The following is a 14,511-nucleotide window of genomic DNA, read 5'->3' as shown; positions in this document are numbered from 1 at the left end:
GTCGCGACGCGGTAGAAACCCAACACGGGATTGAAACCGGGCGGTGATCTCGCTGCCGTTGTGGAGGAGGTGGTCGCGACGCGGTAGAAACCCAACACGGGATTGAAACTCTTCGAGGGCGCTCGCGATGTCGAGCAGGATCCGGGTCGCGACGCGGTAGAAACCCAGCACGGGATTGAAACATCTTCGGTCGGGCGGGAGTCCGATGCGTGATCTGCGTCGCGACGCGGGCACGCGGGCACCCCCTCGTCACGCCCGTTCGACGTCGATGCGCGCCGTCCCTGCGCGCACGAGCGGGTCGGCGATGTCCGCGTGGAGGGAGGCGACGCCGTCGCGGACGCCGTCGTCCACGGCGAGGGTCGTCTCCACGCTCGCGCCGTCAGCGCCGCGAACGATCACGGGATCGCCGTCTTCGAGTCCGCGTTCGGCCGCCTCGTCGGGGTTGAGGTGGAGTAGGTCGTCCGCGCTCGCGTCCGCGGCGCCGAAGCCACCGGCGCGCGAGCCGACGACGAGCGCGAGACCGTCGTCGGCCATCTCGACGTCGGCGTCGACGGTCCCGAACGCGGCGCGACCGTCCGGCGTGGCGAACTCCCTCTCATCGCCCCAGCGCTCGCCGACCGCGACGTCGGCGTGGATCGGACTCACGGCGCGGAGTTCGTCGAACGCTTCGCGCGGGCCGTCGTAGTCGAAGCCGTCGCCGACGAGGCGCCGTCCGAGGTCGCACAGCGTCTCGAAGTCCGGGCGGGCGTCGCCGGGCGGCTCGTAGAGGGCGGCGAGCGCTTGTACGCGCCGGTCGAGGTTCGTGACGGTCCCCGTCTTCTCCACGCCGACGGCGGCGGGGAGGACGACGTCCGCGTGCGCGGTGGTGTCCGTCTCGTAGACGTCGACGACGACGAGCGCGTCGAGCGCGTCGAGTCGGTCGGCCGTCCAGTCGGCGTCGCGCTTCGCGACGGCGGGGTTCTCGCCGACGACGAGCGCGCCCCGGATCGCGTCGCCGAACTCGGCGAGCGCCTCCGTCTCGTTCAAGCCGGGGTCGGCAGGCGGCTCGACGCCCCAGACGTCCGCGGCGCGTTCGCGCGCCTCGGGGTCCGCGACGGCGGCGTGGCCGGGGAGTTCGTCGGGGCGACAGCCGACGTCCGTCGCGCCCTGCTCGTTGTTCAGCCCGCGGAAGAGCGCGAAGCCCGCGCCGGGCCGGCCGACGTTCCCGGTGAGACAGAGGAGATCGCAGAGCGCGCGCGCCGTCGCGCCGTCGTCCGCCTCGACGCCCGTCCCGGCGACGATGGCGACGCGCTCGGCGTCCGCGACGCGCGCGGCGAGATCGCGGATATCGCCCGCGGGCACGCCGGTCGCGCTCGCGGCCCGCACGTGATCGACGTCCGCGAGCGCCTCGCGATACGCGTCGAATCCAGTGGTGTGCTCGGCGACGAACGATTCGTCGATGGCGCCGTCCGCGAGGAGCGTCGCGGCGACGGCGTGGACGAACAGCGCGTCCGTTCCGGGTTTCGGCGCGAGGTGGACGTCCGCGGCGCGCGTCGTCTCGTTCGCCCGTGGGTCGACGTGGACGACCGTGGCGTCGCCGCCGCGGACGAACGCGTTGAACGCGACGGGCTGTTGGACCGCGGGATTCGCGCCGACGACGAGCACGAGGTCGCTGTCGGCGAGTTCGTCGACGCCGAGCGTCGAGGCCGGATGGCCGAAGGCGTCTGCGAGCGCCGCGGCCGCGTTGTCGTGACAGAGTCGCGCGCGGTTGTCGACGGTGTTCGTGCCGATCGTCCGCGCGAGCTTCCCGAGGAGGTAGTTCTCCTCGTTCGAACAGTGCGGCGCGCCCAAAAAGGCGAGCGCGTCGGGACCGTGCGTCTCCGCGACGCCGCGCAGTCCGCCTGCGGCCCGATCGAGCGCCGACTCCCAGTCCGTCGGGACGAGTTCGCCGTCCTCGCGGACGAGCGGCTCCGTGAGTCGCTCCGGGTCGCCGACCGGCTCGAAGGCCCTCGCGCCCTTCGCGCAGAGCCGACCGTTCGGGTTCGCGGGTCCGGCGACGCCGCGCGCCCGACCGGTCGCGTCGGGACCGTCCCCGTCGTCGTCCGCGTCCCCGTCCGCCGGTGCGAGGCGACAGCCGACCGCACAGAGCGGGCAGACCGTGGTCTCCGTGCCGCCCGAGCGCGTTCGATCCCGTCTCTCGCCGGCTTCCTGCATCACCTAGTTCGTACGGCGTCCAAGCCCCTTCAGTATCTCGACGACGTAGCCGAGGCCGGCGCGCGCGTCGCTGCCGCTCATCGCGCGCATCGCGCCGAAGAGTCCCATCGATTCGGACTCCTCTTCGGCGTCGCCGACGGCGCCGAGGACGTCGTTCAGGGCGTTCGCGGTCGTCTCGTCCGCCTCCAGCGCGGAGAAGGTCGCCGCGAGATCGAGGAGGGCGTCGAGCTGGCCGGACTTCTTGAGTTCTATCACGTCGTCGAGGAGGTCGGCGAACTCCCCGGAGTTCTCGCCGAACGACTCCGCGAGCGTAACGGTGCCCTCGTTGCTGATGGCGTCACCGGCCTCGACGAGCGTCACGACCGACTCGGTGACGTAATCGACCTCCTCGTCGTCCGCGCTGGCGATGACGAGGATCGCCGTCTCGAGGACGTTCTCGAGTTCGTCCGTGTACTCCGCGGCGTCCGCGTAGTCGCCGCCGTACTCCTCGAGGACGGACCGGAGGGCTTCCTCGCCCTCCTGCGGGCGCTCGGGTTCGATGTTCGTCGCGCCCTCCGGGACGTCCCGGACCGGCTGGGCCATCTAGTCGTCACCCCGGGCTGGCTCGACGCTGTTCGGCCGGCTCGTCGACCGCTGGCCCTCGACCGGGCTGATGCGGACGGCGGTCGCCTTGAACTCCGGCGTCTTCGCCTCCGGATCGAGGCGCTCGGAGTCCGTGAGCGTGTTCACGGCCGTCTCCGCGAAGTGGATCGGCGCGAAGACGGTGTCCTCGCCGACGCGCTCGGTCACCTGCGCGGTGACGACGATCTCGCCCTTATCGGACTCGATGCGGACCGGGTCGCCGTTCTCGATGCCGTACGCGGCGGCGGTGTCGGGGTTGATCTCGACGAAGTCCCGGTCGTTGTACTTCATGATGCCCTTCTCGGGGTGCGTCATCGTCCCCGTGTGGTACTGATAGAGGACGCGACCCGTGGTGAGCGTGAGCGGGAACTCATCGGTCTGCGGGGACATCGGCTCCGCGTAGCCGACGGGCACGAGATTCGCCTTCCCGTCCTCGGTGTTGAACTCCTCCGTGTAGAGGCGCTCCGTGCCGGGGTGCTCCTCGTCCCAGCACGGCCACTGGATGCCGCCCTCCTCCTCGACGCGCTCGTGGCTGATCCCGCCGTAGATCGGCGTCAGCGAGCGCATCTCCTCGTTGATCTCGTTCGTGTTGTCGTAGTCCCACTCGCGACCCATCCGGTTCGCGAGGAGCTGGAGGATCTCCCAGTCTGCCTTCGCGTCGCCCTTCTTCTCCAGCACCTGATTGACCTTCTGGACGCGACGGTCCGTGTTCGCGAAGGTCCCCTCCTTCTCGAGGAAGGAGACGGCGGGGAGGACGACGTCCGCGTACTTCGCCGTCTCGTTCATGAAGAGGTCCTGCACGACGAGGAACTCCATCTCCTCTAAGACCTCATCAGCGTGCGTCTTGCCCGGCTCGGAGAGCGAGGGGTTCTCGCCGATGCAGTACATCCCCTCCAACGCGCCGTCGTCGAAGGCGTTGAACATCTCCGTCGTGTAGTAGCCGCGCTCGGGTGAGATATCGCAGTCCCACGCCTCCTCGAACTTCTCCCTGACCTCGTCGTCCGCGACCTTCTGGTAGCCGGGGAAGTTGTCGGGGAGCGGTCCCATGTCGCCGCCGCCGCCCTGCACGTTGTTCTGGCCGCGGAAGGGCGAGACCCCCGTCCCGGGCTTGCCGACGTTGCCGGTGACGGCGGCGAGGTTCGCGAGCGCCGCGACGTTGTCCGTCCCGTGGGAGTGCTCGGTGATCCCGAGCGTCCACCCGAAGACGGCGCGGTCGGCCTCCGCGATGGCCTCCGCGGCGGATTTGATCTCCTCCGCGGGCGCGCCCGTGACCTCCTCGACGTACTCGGGCGTGAACTCGGAGACGGCCTCCTTGACCTCCTCGAAGCCGGTCGTACGCTCCTCGACGAACGCCTCGTCGTAGAGGTCGTTCTCGATGAGGTAGCGCGTGACGCCGTTGATCCACACGGTGTCGTAGCCCGGCCGGATCTCGGTGTACTGGTCGGCGTACTCCGCGATCTGCGTCTCACGCGGGTCGAAGACGATCAGGTCGCCGCCGTCCTTGACGTGCTGTTTGACGCGCGTGCCGAGCACCGGGTGGGCCTCCGTCGTGTTCGACCCCGTGAGGAAGATCAGGTCCGTCTCCTCGAAGTCCTTCACGCTGATCGACGCCGCGCCGTAGCCGTACGTCTTGGCGAGGCCGGCCACGGTCGAGGAGTGACAGAGACGGTTGCAGTTATCGACGGTGTTCGTCCCGAGCACCTGCCGGGCGAACTTGCCCATCAGGTAGTTCTCCTCGTTCGTCGCCTTCGAGGACGCGATGACGCTCATCGCCTCGTTGCCGTGCTCGTCGATGACGTCCTGAAAGCCCTCGACGGCCCGCGAGAGGGCTTCGTCCCAACTCGCCTCGCGCCACTCGCCGTTCTCGTCGCGGACGAGCGGACTGGTCAGGCGCTCCTCGGAGTTCGCGAAGCTGTACGAGAACTTCCCCTTCACGCAGGTCGAGATGTCGTTGACCGGGGACTTCTCCGGGTCGGTCGCGCGCGTCGCGAGCACCTCCTCGCCGTCCGTGAAGACGTCGAAGCGACAGCCGACCGCGCAGTAGCCGCACGTCGTGTCGTCGACGGTGAGTTCACCGAGGCGCTCCTTGCTGACCTCTTGGGCGATGTCGAAGAGCTTCCCCTCCGGCATCGAGCCGGCCGCCATCCCCTCCGCGAAGTGTTCGACGTTCCGGTTCGCCTGTTCTTTGGCGCGCTGCATGTAGCCAGCGACGCCCTGCTCTCGTTCCTTAGTCATAGCCAGTCACCGGGGTTCTCGTCGGGTTCCTCGCCCGAGCGGTCCTTTGGTTCGTCGCGCTTCATCCGCGTCATCGGTCCCTTCTCCTCCTTGCCCGTGCTCTCGAGGGACTTCCCGATGGAGTTCTTCTGGCTGAAGCCGGGCAGCGGGATCGTCGCCGCGTCCGTGATGCCCTGCTCGACGAGGCTCCCCGTCGGGCAGACCGTCACGCAGTGCCCACAGGAGACGCACGTCGAGTCCTCCATCGTCTCCGAGCCGTTCTGGAAGCCGATGCGGGTGTCGTTGCCGTGTCCCTCCATCCGGAGGACGCCCTCGACCTGCACGTCGTTGCACGCCTCCACGCAGCGATTACAGAGGATGCACTTGTTGCGATCGATCTGGATGAAGTCGCTCGAATCGTCGAGGGGCTCGTACGCCTCGCGGTCGTCGAAGACGCCGTAGCGCGGTTCGACGACGCCGTTCTCGATCGAGGCGTCCTGCAGTTCGCAGCGCCCGTTCTGCCCGCAGGTCGTACAGCGGAGGTTGTGATCGGAGAGGACGAGGTCGAGGTTGACGTCGCGGGCCTCCGTCGCGTCCTCGTCGGCCGTCGAGACGGTGAGTCCGTCCTCGGCCGGGAAGCTGCACGACGGCACCATCCCGTGCTCCTCGGTCTCGACCATGCAGGTCCGACACTCGCTTCGCGGGCCGATCCGCTCCGCCTCCGGGCTGTCGCGGTCGTAGTAGCAGAGCGCGGGGACGTTCTCCTCGGTCTCGACGGCCTCGATGGCCTCGATGATCGTCGAGCCTTCCGGGACGGTGACGTCCTGTCCGTCGACCGTCACGGTCGCCTCCTCGGCGCTCTTCACGTCCGGGTCGGTCGCCGTCCCCGGCGCGATCGTCTCCGTCAGCGGCGGTGCGTCTGCTCTGTCAGCGTGTTCCGAGCTCATCTACTGTGTCCCTCCGATCGCGCAAGTGCCGCTCGGGCAGGTCCCGTCGGCGTGCGCCTCGAACGCGTCGTCGAACTCCCGCATCGCCGTCCGCACCGTGCGGGGGACGTCGCGCCCGAACGCGCAGATACTCGTCGACTCCATCACGCCCATCAGCTCCGCCATGCCGCCCTCGTCGTACGTGCCGTCGTAGACGTCGCGGAGCTTCTCCGTGAGCTGCGTCGTCCCCTCGCGACAGGGAACGCAGCGCCCGCAGTTCGTCTCCGCGGCGACGTTCGTCCGCTGGCCGACGAACGCGACCGGGCAGCGATCGCTCCCGAGCACCTCGATCGTGCCCTCGGTACCGAGGTCGGCCTCCGCGAGCGTCTCGGGCGCGAGTCCGACGTCGAGGTCGGTCGTGATGCCGCCGAACTTCCCGCCGACGCAGGCGGCGGTGAAGTCGTCGACGCCCGCGGCGTCCGTCGCGCTCGCGACCGTATCCGACTCGGCGAGTTCGACCGTCGTCGTCGCCTCGACGTCGCCCGTCACGGAGACGACGCGCGTCTCGGGGGCGTCCCCGTGGAGCGCGCTCGCGAGGTGCGCGTACGTCCGCGCCGTGTGGACGATCGTCGGATTGCCGTAGACGCCCTCGTCCTCGGGACCGGGCGGGCGCAGGCGCGCCTCCAGTCGGTGATTGCCCTCGATGGACTCGATGGCCATCGTCGGCTCCGCGGCGCGGTAGACGTCCGGCCCGCTGACGACCTCGACCGGGAGACCGTAGTCGCGGGACTCGGCAGCGTCGCGCGCCCGTTCGAGCGCGGTCTCGTCGGCCTCGCTCGCGTACAAGTAGAGGTAGTCGGCGCCGACGGCGCGCGCCGCGGCGCTCGCGCCGTCGAGCACGGCGTAGGGGTCGCTCTCCAGCAGGAGGGCGTCCCCGGGGTTGCCGTGGGCGTTCACGACGACGGAGGTCGGCCCGTCGCGATCTCGGACGCCCGCCCAGAGGTCGGCGTACGGGTCGTCCGTACACCAGTCGCCCCACCCGCGCCCGCGCAGGTCCTCGGCGGCGTCGAGCACGGCGTCGGCGTCCGCGTCGCTGAAGCCGACGGCGCTCGCGTAGTCGTCGGGATCGCGGGGATCCGTCCACCCGCAGCGCGCGAGAACGGTTCGCTCGCCGTCGAAGACGGCGAGGGTCGGTATCGGGAGCGTCCCGGGCGCCTCGTCGTGGTCGACTCGCGCGTCCGCGCCGTCGGGGAGCGACCCATCGGTCAGCGCCTCGACGCGTCCGCGACGGCGTCCGCGCCCGCGTTCGCCACGAACGCCGACGATCCCTCGCGGGTCGCCACGACGAGCGGTTCGAGCGCGCGCGCCCCCGTCGACCCGACCGCGACCGCCGGGACGTCCTCGCTCCCGACGCCCGCGACGAGGTCGGCGGCGCCCGCCCCGGCGACGCGTACCGCGGTCGTTCGCTCGGAGATATCAGTCACTACGTGTCACCATTCGTCTCGGGGTTCTCGCCCCAGCCAAAAATAGTTACTCGCTCCGTCCCCTTCCGCCCCTTTCCTCGGGCGGCCGACGCGCCTTTCCGAACGAAAAATCGCCAGACTGCGCCGCGTTATGAGACGATCTATCACGTACCACTCCAGCTCGGGCAAGAGTGTCCGCTCCCGACGTATAAGTGAGTGGGAGTTCGCGCGTCGCTACCGGTCTTCGAGCGCCTCGGCCATCGAGGAGGAGAGGTAGTGCGAGAACAGTTCGTTCGTCGTGAGCGGCGACTTCCCGCTCGGGTAGCTCTCCTCGAAGACGTCGTACAGCGGGCGGAGGTAGACGCGGAGTTCGTGGCCGCGGCGCTCGACCGCCTCGTGGCGCCACCCGGCCTCGTCGAGCGCCCCGCGGACGAGTTCGTCGAAGCCGCCCCTCGTCCACCCGGTGACGTGATCGCGGACCGGCTCCTCCTCCTCGCTCTCCTTCGCCAGTTCGTCGCAGACCTCCTCGTGGGTGACGAGGAGGCGTCCGTCCGAGCGCAGGTCGCTCGCGAGGTCCGTCGCCGCGTCGCGGAGACCCTGCGGGTGGTAGTAGAGGTGGCGGCTGTACTCCCAGCCCGCCGTCTCGAACGACCCGGTCACGACGTCGTGATCGACCTTCGAGACGTCGAGGCGCGTCTTCAGTCGGTGATTGACGTCCGGACGCGAGAGGACGACGATGTCATCGCGAACGAGGTCGTTCGCGAGATCCTCCGCTGTCTCGGCGAGGTCTTCGCTCATGTGTGATCGTGTGATCCGGCCGCCGCATAATCGTTCCGGCACGGTGCGCGAGGCCCCCCGCTGGGACTCGCGATTGGACTGTCACGCGTCCGTCCACGCGCGGAGCCGCCGCCGTAGGACGTCGGCCTTCACGAGACAGAAGCCGACGACGATGGCGGCGAACCCCGCGACCGTCGCCGCGCCGATCGTCTCCCCGAACACGACCCAGCCGAACAGCGCCGCGAACGGCGGGATGACGTATTCGATGAGTCCCATCTCGATCGGACCGAGGCGATCGAGCAGGCGGAAGTAGAGCAGGAAGCCCAGCGCGCCGGGGACGAGCGCGAGGTAGAGCACCCACGCCGTCGTCACGGGCGGAAACGACGCCGCCGCGAACGACTGGCCGGGGACGACGAGCGTCCCGGCGTCGAGTGCGAGCGCGCCGACGAGCAGCGTCCACGCCTGAAGGGCGAGTCCGCCGAGTTCGGCGTCACTCTCGTCGGTGAACACCGCGCCCGCCGTCCACACGACCGCCGAGGCGAGGACGAGACCGACGCCGACGCTCGCCGTGAGGTTCGACGGATCGGGGTTCGCGATGAGCGCGACGCCGCCGAACCCGACGAGGACGCCGACGACGCCGGCGGGCGAGAGCCGCTCGTCCGGGCGTGTGAAGCGCGTCACCGCCGGCGTCAGCACGGGGACGAGACCGAGGAGGGTCGCGGCGACGGCCGGCGGGACGGTCCGCTGGCCCGCGAACAGCAGGGCGTGATGGAGACCGATGTTGCAGAGTCCGCCGACGAGGATCGGCGACCAGTCGCCCCACCCGCGCGGGCGGAGCGTGCGTCCCGTGGCGACGACGACGGCGAACAGCGCGAGCGCGGCGAGGTCGAACCGGACCGCGGCGAGCGGCACGGGGGGGACCGCGTCGAGGGCGGCGTCCGTCGCGACGAACGCCGTCCCCCACGCGGCCGCCAAGCCGAGGTACAGCGCGGCGTCGCGTCTCCCGAGCACGTCCGTCCAGATGTCGTCGGGCGGTTTGTATCCGTTCATTCGTCTCGCGGCCCGTTTCGGCGAGTAAGCTTATGCGTCGCGCGCGTCTACGTCGGGGTATGTCCCGCTCGACGTCCCCCCGCGACGACGTCTCGTACGACCGCTACGAGCTCTCCGTCGTGGGTCTCCGGTCAGCCGACGAGTCCCGCCTCGCCGAGCGCATCGAACGCGCGCCGGGCGTGCGGGAAGTCCGTCCCGACGCGGACGCGTCCACCGTCGAACTCGTCGCCGAAGGGGAAGTCGCGGTCGGCGACGCCGAATGGGTCCTCGAATCCGCCGGCTACCGCGTCCGATAGCGCTCCGCGTTCCTCCCTCTGCCACTCGTCCCGGTCTCCCGCACGCCTCCGCCCGAACGACCGATCCGTGCGACCCGATACCGCGTTCCACCCGGCGATCGAGTCGCCCGCCACAACCCTTATACGCATGACTGACCATACAGTCAATACAGGCTGACTAACTGTTCAGTCACTATCCACTATGTACGACGAACACACTAAAACGGACGCAGGACGCGAGGTGAGCCGCTAGTGGGCTACCTCGACATCGACCGGCGCATCCTCGCGCTCGCGTTCGCGCGAATGGTGGACTCGCTGGGGAACTCGTTCCTCATCGTCGTCCTCCCGCTCTACATCACAAGCGGCGTCGTCTCCGGCGGGACCTTCGGACTCGCGCCGGCCCTCATCACCGGGATCATCCTCTCCGCGTTCGGCTTCTTCAACAGCGCGATCCAGCCGTTCGCCGGGAACCTCTCCGATCGCACCGGGAAACGCCGGATCTTCGTCATCGCCGGATTGCTCGTCCTCACGGTGTCGAACTTCGTCTACACGCTCGTCGGGGGCTACGGCGCCGTCCTCCTCGTGCGCGTCGCGCAGGGGATCGGCGTCGCGCTGACCGTCCCGGCGACCATCGCGCTCGTCAACGAGCTCGCGAGCGACACCGCGCGCGGCGAGTCCATGGGGGTCTTCAACACCTTCCGGATGCTCGGATTCGGACTCGGTCCCGTCGTCGCCGGCGGCGTCGTCGCCGGCGGCGTCGTCGCCGGCGGTCCCTACCTCGGCGGCGCGGTCACGGGCTTCGAGGCCGCGTTCTACGTCGCCACGATCAGCGCGCTCCTCGGCGCGGTCTGCGTCTACCTCCTCGTCGAGGACCCCGAAGTCGACGACGAGGCCGACGCGGGCGAGGAGTTCAGCCTCGCCGTCTTCAATCACGTCCGCGACGACAAGCTCCTCGATCCCGTCTTCACGCTCGGCGTCGCCTCGCTGTTCATGGCCGTCGGAATCGCCCTCCTCGAACCGCTCGAACACCACATCAACACGACGCTCGGGCAGAGCGCGACCATGTTCGGCATCGAGTTCTCGGCGTTCGTCCTCGCGCAGGTGGTCCTCCAAGCGCCCATCGGGACGTGGAGCGACGAGTACGGCCGCAAGCCGTTCATCATCGCCGGCCTGCTCCTCCTCGTGCCCACGACGCTCGTGCAGGGGTTCGTCACGACCCCGCTCGCGATGATCGTCGCGCGCTTCCTGCAAGGCGTCGCCGGCGCCGCCGTCTTCGCGCCCGCGATGGCCCTCGCCGGCGACATCGCCAAGGGCCGCAGCTCCGGGACGACGCTCTCCGTGATCACGATGGCGTTCGGTCTCGGCACCGCCGTCGGCCCGCTCTCCGCCGGCTACCTCGCCGGGATCTCGCTCCCGTTCGGCACCTCCTACGCGGCGCCCTTCGCCTTCGGCGCCGTGCTCGCTCTCCTCGGTTGCCTCCTCGTCTACACGCAGGTCGACGAGACCGTCAACACGGACGGGTCGAGCGAGCGCGCCGACGCCGAACCCGCGGCCGCCGACTGAGCGGACGAGTAAAGGGGATCCCCCTCGAACGGCCGGTGTGCTCTCGCTCCCCCGCTCGCGGTCGCTCCTCGCGGCCGCCGCGATCGTCGCGACCGTCGCCACCGCGGGCAGTCTGACGTACAGCCTCGGACTCGGTCTCACGCCCTGCGAGCTCTGCTGGTACCAGCGGATCCTCATGTATCCGCTCGTCGCCGTGCTCGCGTACGCCTACTACACGGCCGACACCGGGATCTACCGACTCGTCCTCCCCTTCTGTGTCGGCGGCGCCGCGCTCGCCGCCTACCAGTCCTACCTGCAGGTCGTCGCCGGCGGCACCTGCACCTTCGGCGGGTGCGCCGCCGTCTACATCCGCCCGGTCACCATCCCCAATCAGTCGCTCATCGCCTTCTGCCTGATCGGTCTCTGCACGCTCGGACTCGCCGTCCGCACGCGTCGGGATCGCACCTGATACCGCCCGATTTCTGCGGACATAGTGGTGTATCGCGCCGGGTCAGCGATCCCGGCGGACGCCCGCGAACGACGCGAACAGGAGGATCTGTGCGAACATCGTCGCCGCGTAGAGGTACGTCTCGTGATCGGTGAGACCGAACACCTGCGACGACTCGCCGAGGACGAGCGACGAGGCGACGAGTCCGAGCGCGCCGACCGCGCGCTCACGGCGCGGGAGCGACCCGAGCGACACGCCGATCCGGCGGTACGCCACCGCGTAGTAGCCGACCGCGAAGAAGAGGACGCCGACGCCGACGCTCAGCCACGGATCGGCGAACCACGCTGCGCGACCCCGCCCGCGACGGCGGCGACGACGACGCCGACGGCCAGCGGATGTCGATGGAGGGCGATCACGGTTCCCGTTTCGACCGAGGCAGGATAAGCGTTTCTCGGCGCCCGGTGAGACGCCGAGGCCGACCGTCGCCGCCGCCGATTCCCGCGTCATTTCACATCGATCGCGTGCGCCGCGATTCTCCAACGCGGCCGCAACGCCCTTCGGCCGTCGCCCGCCACCCACACGCATGAGCCGCTTCGTCGTCGCGCTCGGCGGGAACGCGATCCTGCGCTCGGGCGAGGGAACGATCGCCGATCAACGCGCCCGAATCCGCGAGACGCGCGACGCCCTCGCGCCCCTCCGCGAACGCGGGCACGACCTCGTCTTCACGCACGGCAACGGTCCGCAGGTCGGCAACCGCCTGCTCGCCGAGGAGCAATCCGAGGGCGACGCCGAACCCCTCGACGTCCTCGTCGCCGAGACGCAAGCGCAGGTGGGCTACCTCCTCCAGACGGGCTTCGGCGACGCCTTCGGCGGGCCGCCCGCGCCCCTCGTCACGCGCGTCCGCGTCGACCCCGACGATCCCGGCTTCGACGACCCCTCGAAGCCCGTCGGACCGTACTACACCGCCGACGAGGCCGCCGAGAAGGAGTTCCAAACTGCGGAAGTCCACGGCGACGGAGCGGGGACGGCGTATCGGCGCGTCGTCGCCTCGCCGGACCCGATCGAGATCCTCGAATCCGACCACCTCGCCGCGCTCGTCGCGAACGGCGACGGACCCGTCGTCTGCGGTGGCGGCGGCGGCGTCCCAGTCGTCCCGCACGGCGACGAAGAGACCGGCGACGAGGCGTTCGAGGGCGTCCCCGCCGTCGTCGACAAGGACCACACCACCCGCCTCGTCGCGGACGTCGTCGACGCCGACACCATCGTCATGCTCACCGACATCGACGCCGTCTATCAGGACTACGCGAGCGACGACCCGACGCCGATCCGCGAGGCCACGCCCGCCGAACTGCGCGCCCTCCGCGACGTCGGCGAGTTCCCCGCCGGCAGCATGCGACCGAAGGTCACCGCGTGCGCGCGCTTCGTCGACGAGACGGGCGGGCGAGCGATCGTCACCGCACCCGACTCGCTCGCCGCCGCGCTCGACGGCGACGCCGGCACGACCGTCCGACCGGCGTAGCCGACTCGGGAAGGGACGAGCGTCAGCGAGTCGAGACGTGTGCCGACGTCGCCGATCCGGAGAGGGCGGCGGTATCATCGATTCGAGGAGGATTTGTGGGCGGCCCGCCAACGACCGCACATGCACGCCGCGAGGGGGAATCGCGTGAATTGCGTCGGATCGGGGATCCGACTGACGCACACTCGACGCCGGAGGCGTCTCGCGTGAGCCTCGACCACCGCGTCATCGCACTCGGCATCGCGCGCCTCGCCGACTCGTTCGGGAACGCCCTCCTCATCGTCGCGCTCCCGCTGTACGTCGCCAGCGGTCACGTCAGCGGCGCGTCGCTCGGTCTCTCCGTCGCCGTCCTCAGCGGCGTCGTCCTCGCCGCCTTCGGCGTCTTCGACTCCGTGATCCAGCCGTGGGCCGGCCGGCTCTCCGATCAGCTCGGCCGTCGGCGCGCGTTCGTCGTCGCCGGTCTCCTCGTCCTCCTCGCCACCGACCTCGCCTTCCTCGCCACCGACACCTATCTCGGGCTGTTCGCCGTCCGCGTCGTCCAAGGTCTCGGCGTCGGCTGCACCGTCACCGCGAGCGTCGCGCTCATCAACGAGTACAGCACGCCCGACACCCGCGGCGTCCACTTCGGGATCTTCAACGCCCTCCGCCTCGTCGGCTTCGGCGTCGGCCCGCTCGTCGCCGGCCTCCTCGTCGCCCGCGGACCCTACGACCTCCTCGGACACACGCTCGGCGGGTTCGCGCTCTCCTTCGACGTCGCGGCCGCCACCGCCGCCATCGGTCTCGTCGTCGTCCTCGCGCTCGTCCGCGACCCCGCGAGCACGAGCGCCGCCGCGGCAAGGGACCTCGGATTCGCCGTGACGGACGGCTCCGGCGGTCTCGATCCCGTCTTCGCGCTCGGCGTCGCCACGCTCGTCCTCGCGCTCGGCATCGCCTTCTTCGCGGCCATCGAGCCGACGATCGACGCCCGCCTCGACCAGAGCGCCGCGGCCTTCGGCGCGCAGTTCGCCGCCTTCGTCGCGACCTTCGTCTGCACGCAACCCATCGCCGGCCGGCTCTCCGATCGCCACGGGCGCAAGCGCTTCGTCGTCGCCGGTCTCCTCCTCGTCACCCCGACCCTCCTCGGACAGGGATTCGTCGCGACGCCGTGGGGTCTCGGCGTCCTCCGCGCCCTCCAAGGCATCGGGGCCGCGATGGCGTTCGGGCCCGCGCTCGCCCTCGCCGGCGACTACGCGACGGGCGGCGACGACGCCTCCACGCTCTCCGTGCTCACGATGGCGTTCGGTCTCGGCGCCGGCGTCGGACCCATCGTCGCCGGCCCCCTCACCAGATACGGCTTCGCCGTCCCGTTCGCCGCCACCGCTGTCCTCTCCCTGCTCGCCGCGCTCGTCGTCCACACGCAGGTCCCCGACGACAGTCGCGACGGGGCGACAGGAGAGTAGGGGACCACGAAACGCGCGCCCGCACGTCGTCACCTCCTCGTTGCTCG

The 14,511-nt window shown here is 70.2% G+C and carries 14 protein-coding genes; 5 read left to right on the top strand and 9 right to left on the bottom strand.

Annotated elements, in window-relative coordinates; genetic code table 11:
* Positions 1–249 precede the first annotated feature (249 nt).
* The 8 genes from AOZ13_RS01985 to AOZ13_RS01955 all read right to left on the bottom strand — a co-directional run bounded on the left by AOZ13_RS01985 (position 250) and on the right by AOZ13_RS01955 (position 9,244).
* Positions 250–2,193: a molybdopterin oxidoreductase family protein gene (locus tag AOZ13_RS01985; RefSeq protein WP_021779668.1), complete on the bottom strand. Its 1,944-nt coding sequence runs from the start codon at positions 2,191–2,193 to the stop codon at positions 250–252.
* Between the two features lie 3 nt (positions 2,194–2,196).
* Positions 2,197–2,775, bottom strand: a complete 579-nt coding sequence (locus tag AOZ13_RS01980; protein ID WP_020222129.1) for a DUF1641 domain-containing protein — start codon at positions 2,773–2,775, stop codon at positions 2,197–2,199.
* Positions 2,776–5,049, bottom strand: coding sequence for a formate dehydrogenase subunit alpha (fdhF, locus tag AOZ13_RS01975; RefSeq protein ID WP_044957926.1), 2,274 nt, complete (start codon positions 5,047–5,049; stop codon positions 2,776–2,778).
* Positions 5,046–5,975 (bottom strand): 2Fe-2S iron-sulfur cluster-binding protein, encoded by a 930-nt coding sequence (locus AOZ13_RS01970; protein ID WP_020222127.1) that lies wholly within the window; start codon positions 5,973–5,975, stop codon positions 5,046–5,048. Before AOZ13_RS01970 ends, fdhF begins: the two co-directional genes overlap by 4 nt.
* On the bottom strand, positions 5,976–7,028 hold the full coding sequence (locus AOZ13_RS01965; RefSeq protein WP_234402808.1) for an NADH-ubiquinone oxidoreductase-F iron-sulfur binding region domain-containing protein: 1,053 nt from the start codon (positions 7,026–7,028) through the stop codon (positions 5,976–5,978).
* Positions 7,029–7,219: 191 nt separating this feature from the next.
* Positions 7,220–7,438, bottom strand: a complete 219-nt coding sequence (locus AOZ13_RS14710; RefSeq protein ID WP_049933702.1) for a hypothetical protein — start codon at positions 7,436–7,438, stop codon at positions 7,220–7,222.
* A 213-nt stretch (positions 7,439–7,651) separates the two neighbouring features.
* The gene (locus AOZ13_RS01960) at positions 7,652–8,215 is read right to left on the bottom strand and encodes a hypothetical protein (RefSeq protein WP_021779666.1); all 564 of its coding nucleotides are present in this window, start codon (positions 8,213–8,215) and stop codon (positions 7,652–7,654) included.
* Between the two features lie 81 nt (positions 8,216–8,296).
* On the bottom strand, positions 8,297–9,244 hold the full coding sequence (locus AOZ13_RS01955; protein WP_021779665.1) for a DMT family transporter: 948 nt from the start codon (positions 9,242–9,244) through the stop codon (positions 8,297–8,299).
* Positions 9,245–9,303: 59 nt separating this feature from the next.
* On the opposite strand from AOZ13_RS01955, the gene AOZ13_RS01950 reads away from it, so the two are divergent.
* From AOZ13_RS01950 to AOZ13_RS01940, 3 genes are all read left to right on the top strand, one after another.
* Positions 9,304–9,540 carry a heavy-metal-associated domain-containing protein gene (locus AOZ13_RS01950; RefSeq protein WP_020222581.1) on the top strand — a complete coding sequence of 79 codons (237 nt, stop codon included), beginning with the start codon at positions 9,304–9,306 and terminating at the stop codon, positions 9,538–9,540.
* Positions 9,541–9,771: 231 nt separating this feature from the next.
* Positions 9,772–11,082: an MFS transporter gene (locus tag AOZ13_RS01945; RefSeq protein ID WP_020222580.1), complete on the top strand. Its 1,311-nt coding sequence runs from the start codon at positions 9,772–9,774 to the stop codon at positions 11,080–11,082.
* Between the two features lie 37 nt (positions 11,083–11,119).
* A complete protein-coding gene (locus AOZ13_RS01940) occupies positions 11,120–11,530 on the top strand; it encodes a disulfide bond formation protein B (RefSeq protein ID WP_020222579.1) in 411 nt (136 codons plus the stop codon).
* A 42-nt stretch (positions 11,531–11,572) separates the two neighbouring features.
* On the opposite strand, the gene AOZ13_RS01935 is transcribed toward AOZ13_RS01940, so the two are convergent.
* On the bottom strand, positions 11,573–12,016 hold the full coding sequence (locus AOZ13_RS01935) for a hypothetical protein (RefSeq protein WP_021779664.1): 444 nt from the start codon (positions 12,014–12,016) through the stop codon (positions 11,573–11,575).
* Between the two features lie 76 nt (positions 12,017–12,092).
* Between AOZ13_RS01935 and AOZ13_RS01930 the strand changes: the two genes are divergently transcribed.
* Both AOZ13_RS01930 and AOZ13_RS01925 read left to right on the top strand, forming a co-directional pair.
* Positions 12,093–13,028, top strand: a complete 936-nt coding sequence (locus tag AOZ13_RS01930; protein WP_021779663.1) for an amino acid kinase family protein — start codon at positions 12,093–12,095, stop codon at positions 13,026–13,028.
* Positions 13,029–13,231: 203 nt separating this feature from the next.
* Positions 13,232–14,464 (top strand): MFS transporter, encoded by a 1,233-nt coding sequence (locus AOZ13_RS01925; RefSeq protein WP_020222562.1) that lies wholly within the window; start codon positions 13,232–13,234, stop codon positions 14,462–14,464.
* The last annotated feature ends 47 nt before the right edge of the window (positions 14,465–14,511 follow it).

Source organism: Halarchaeum acidiphilum MH1-52-1 (assembly GCF_000474235.1).
GTDB lineage: Archaea > Halobacteriota > Halobacteria > Halobacteriales > Halobacteriaceae > Halarchaeum > Halarchaeum acidiphilum.
Note: the sequence above shows the minus strand (reverse complement) of the source record. Positions and strands in the feature narration are given on the sequence as shown.

What these genes read in the sequence shown, in the direction of transcription:
- AOZ13_RS01980 (WP_020222129.1), bottom strand. Translation starts at nt 2,775, where the DNA reads ATGGCCCAGCCGGTCCGGGACGTCCCGGAGGGCGCGACGAACATCGAA.
- AOZ13_RS01930 (WP_021779663.1), top strand. Translation starts at nt 12,093, where the DNA reads ATGAGCCGCTTCGTCGTCGCGCTCGGCGGGAACGCGATCCTGCGCTCG.
- AOZ13_RS01970 (WP_020222127.1), bottom strand. Translation starts at nt 5,975, where the DNA reads ATGAGCTCGGAACACGCTGACAGAGCAGACGCACCGCCGCTGACGGAG.
- AOZ13_RS01985 (WP_021779668.1), bottom strand. Translation starts at nt 2,193, where the DNA reads ATGCAGGAAGCCGGCGAGAGACGGGATCGAACGCGCTCGGGCGGCACG.
- AOZ13_RS01935 (WP_021779664.1), bottom strand. Translation starts at nt 12,016, where the DNA reads ATGACGCGGGAATCGGCGGCGGCGACGGTCGGCCTCGGCGTCTCACCG.
- AOZ13_RS01960 (WP_021779666.1), bottom strand. Translation starts at nt 8,215, where the DNA reads ATGAGCGAAGACCTCGCCGAGACAGCGGAGGATCTCGCGAACGACCTC.
- fdhF (WP_044957926.1), bottom strand. Translation starts at nt 5,049, where the DNA reads ATGACTAAGGAACGAGAGCAGGGCGTCGCTGGCTACATGCAGCGCGCC.
- AOZ13_RS01955 (WP_021779665.1), bottom strand. Translation starts at nt 9,244, where the DNA reads ATGAACGGATACAAACCGCCCGACGACATCTGGACGGACGTGCTCGGG.
- AOZ13_RS01950 (WP_020222581.1), top strand. Translation starts at nt 9,304, where the DNA reads ATGTCCCGCTCGACGTCCCCCCGCGACGACGTCTCGTACGACCGCTAC.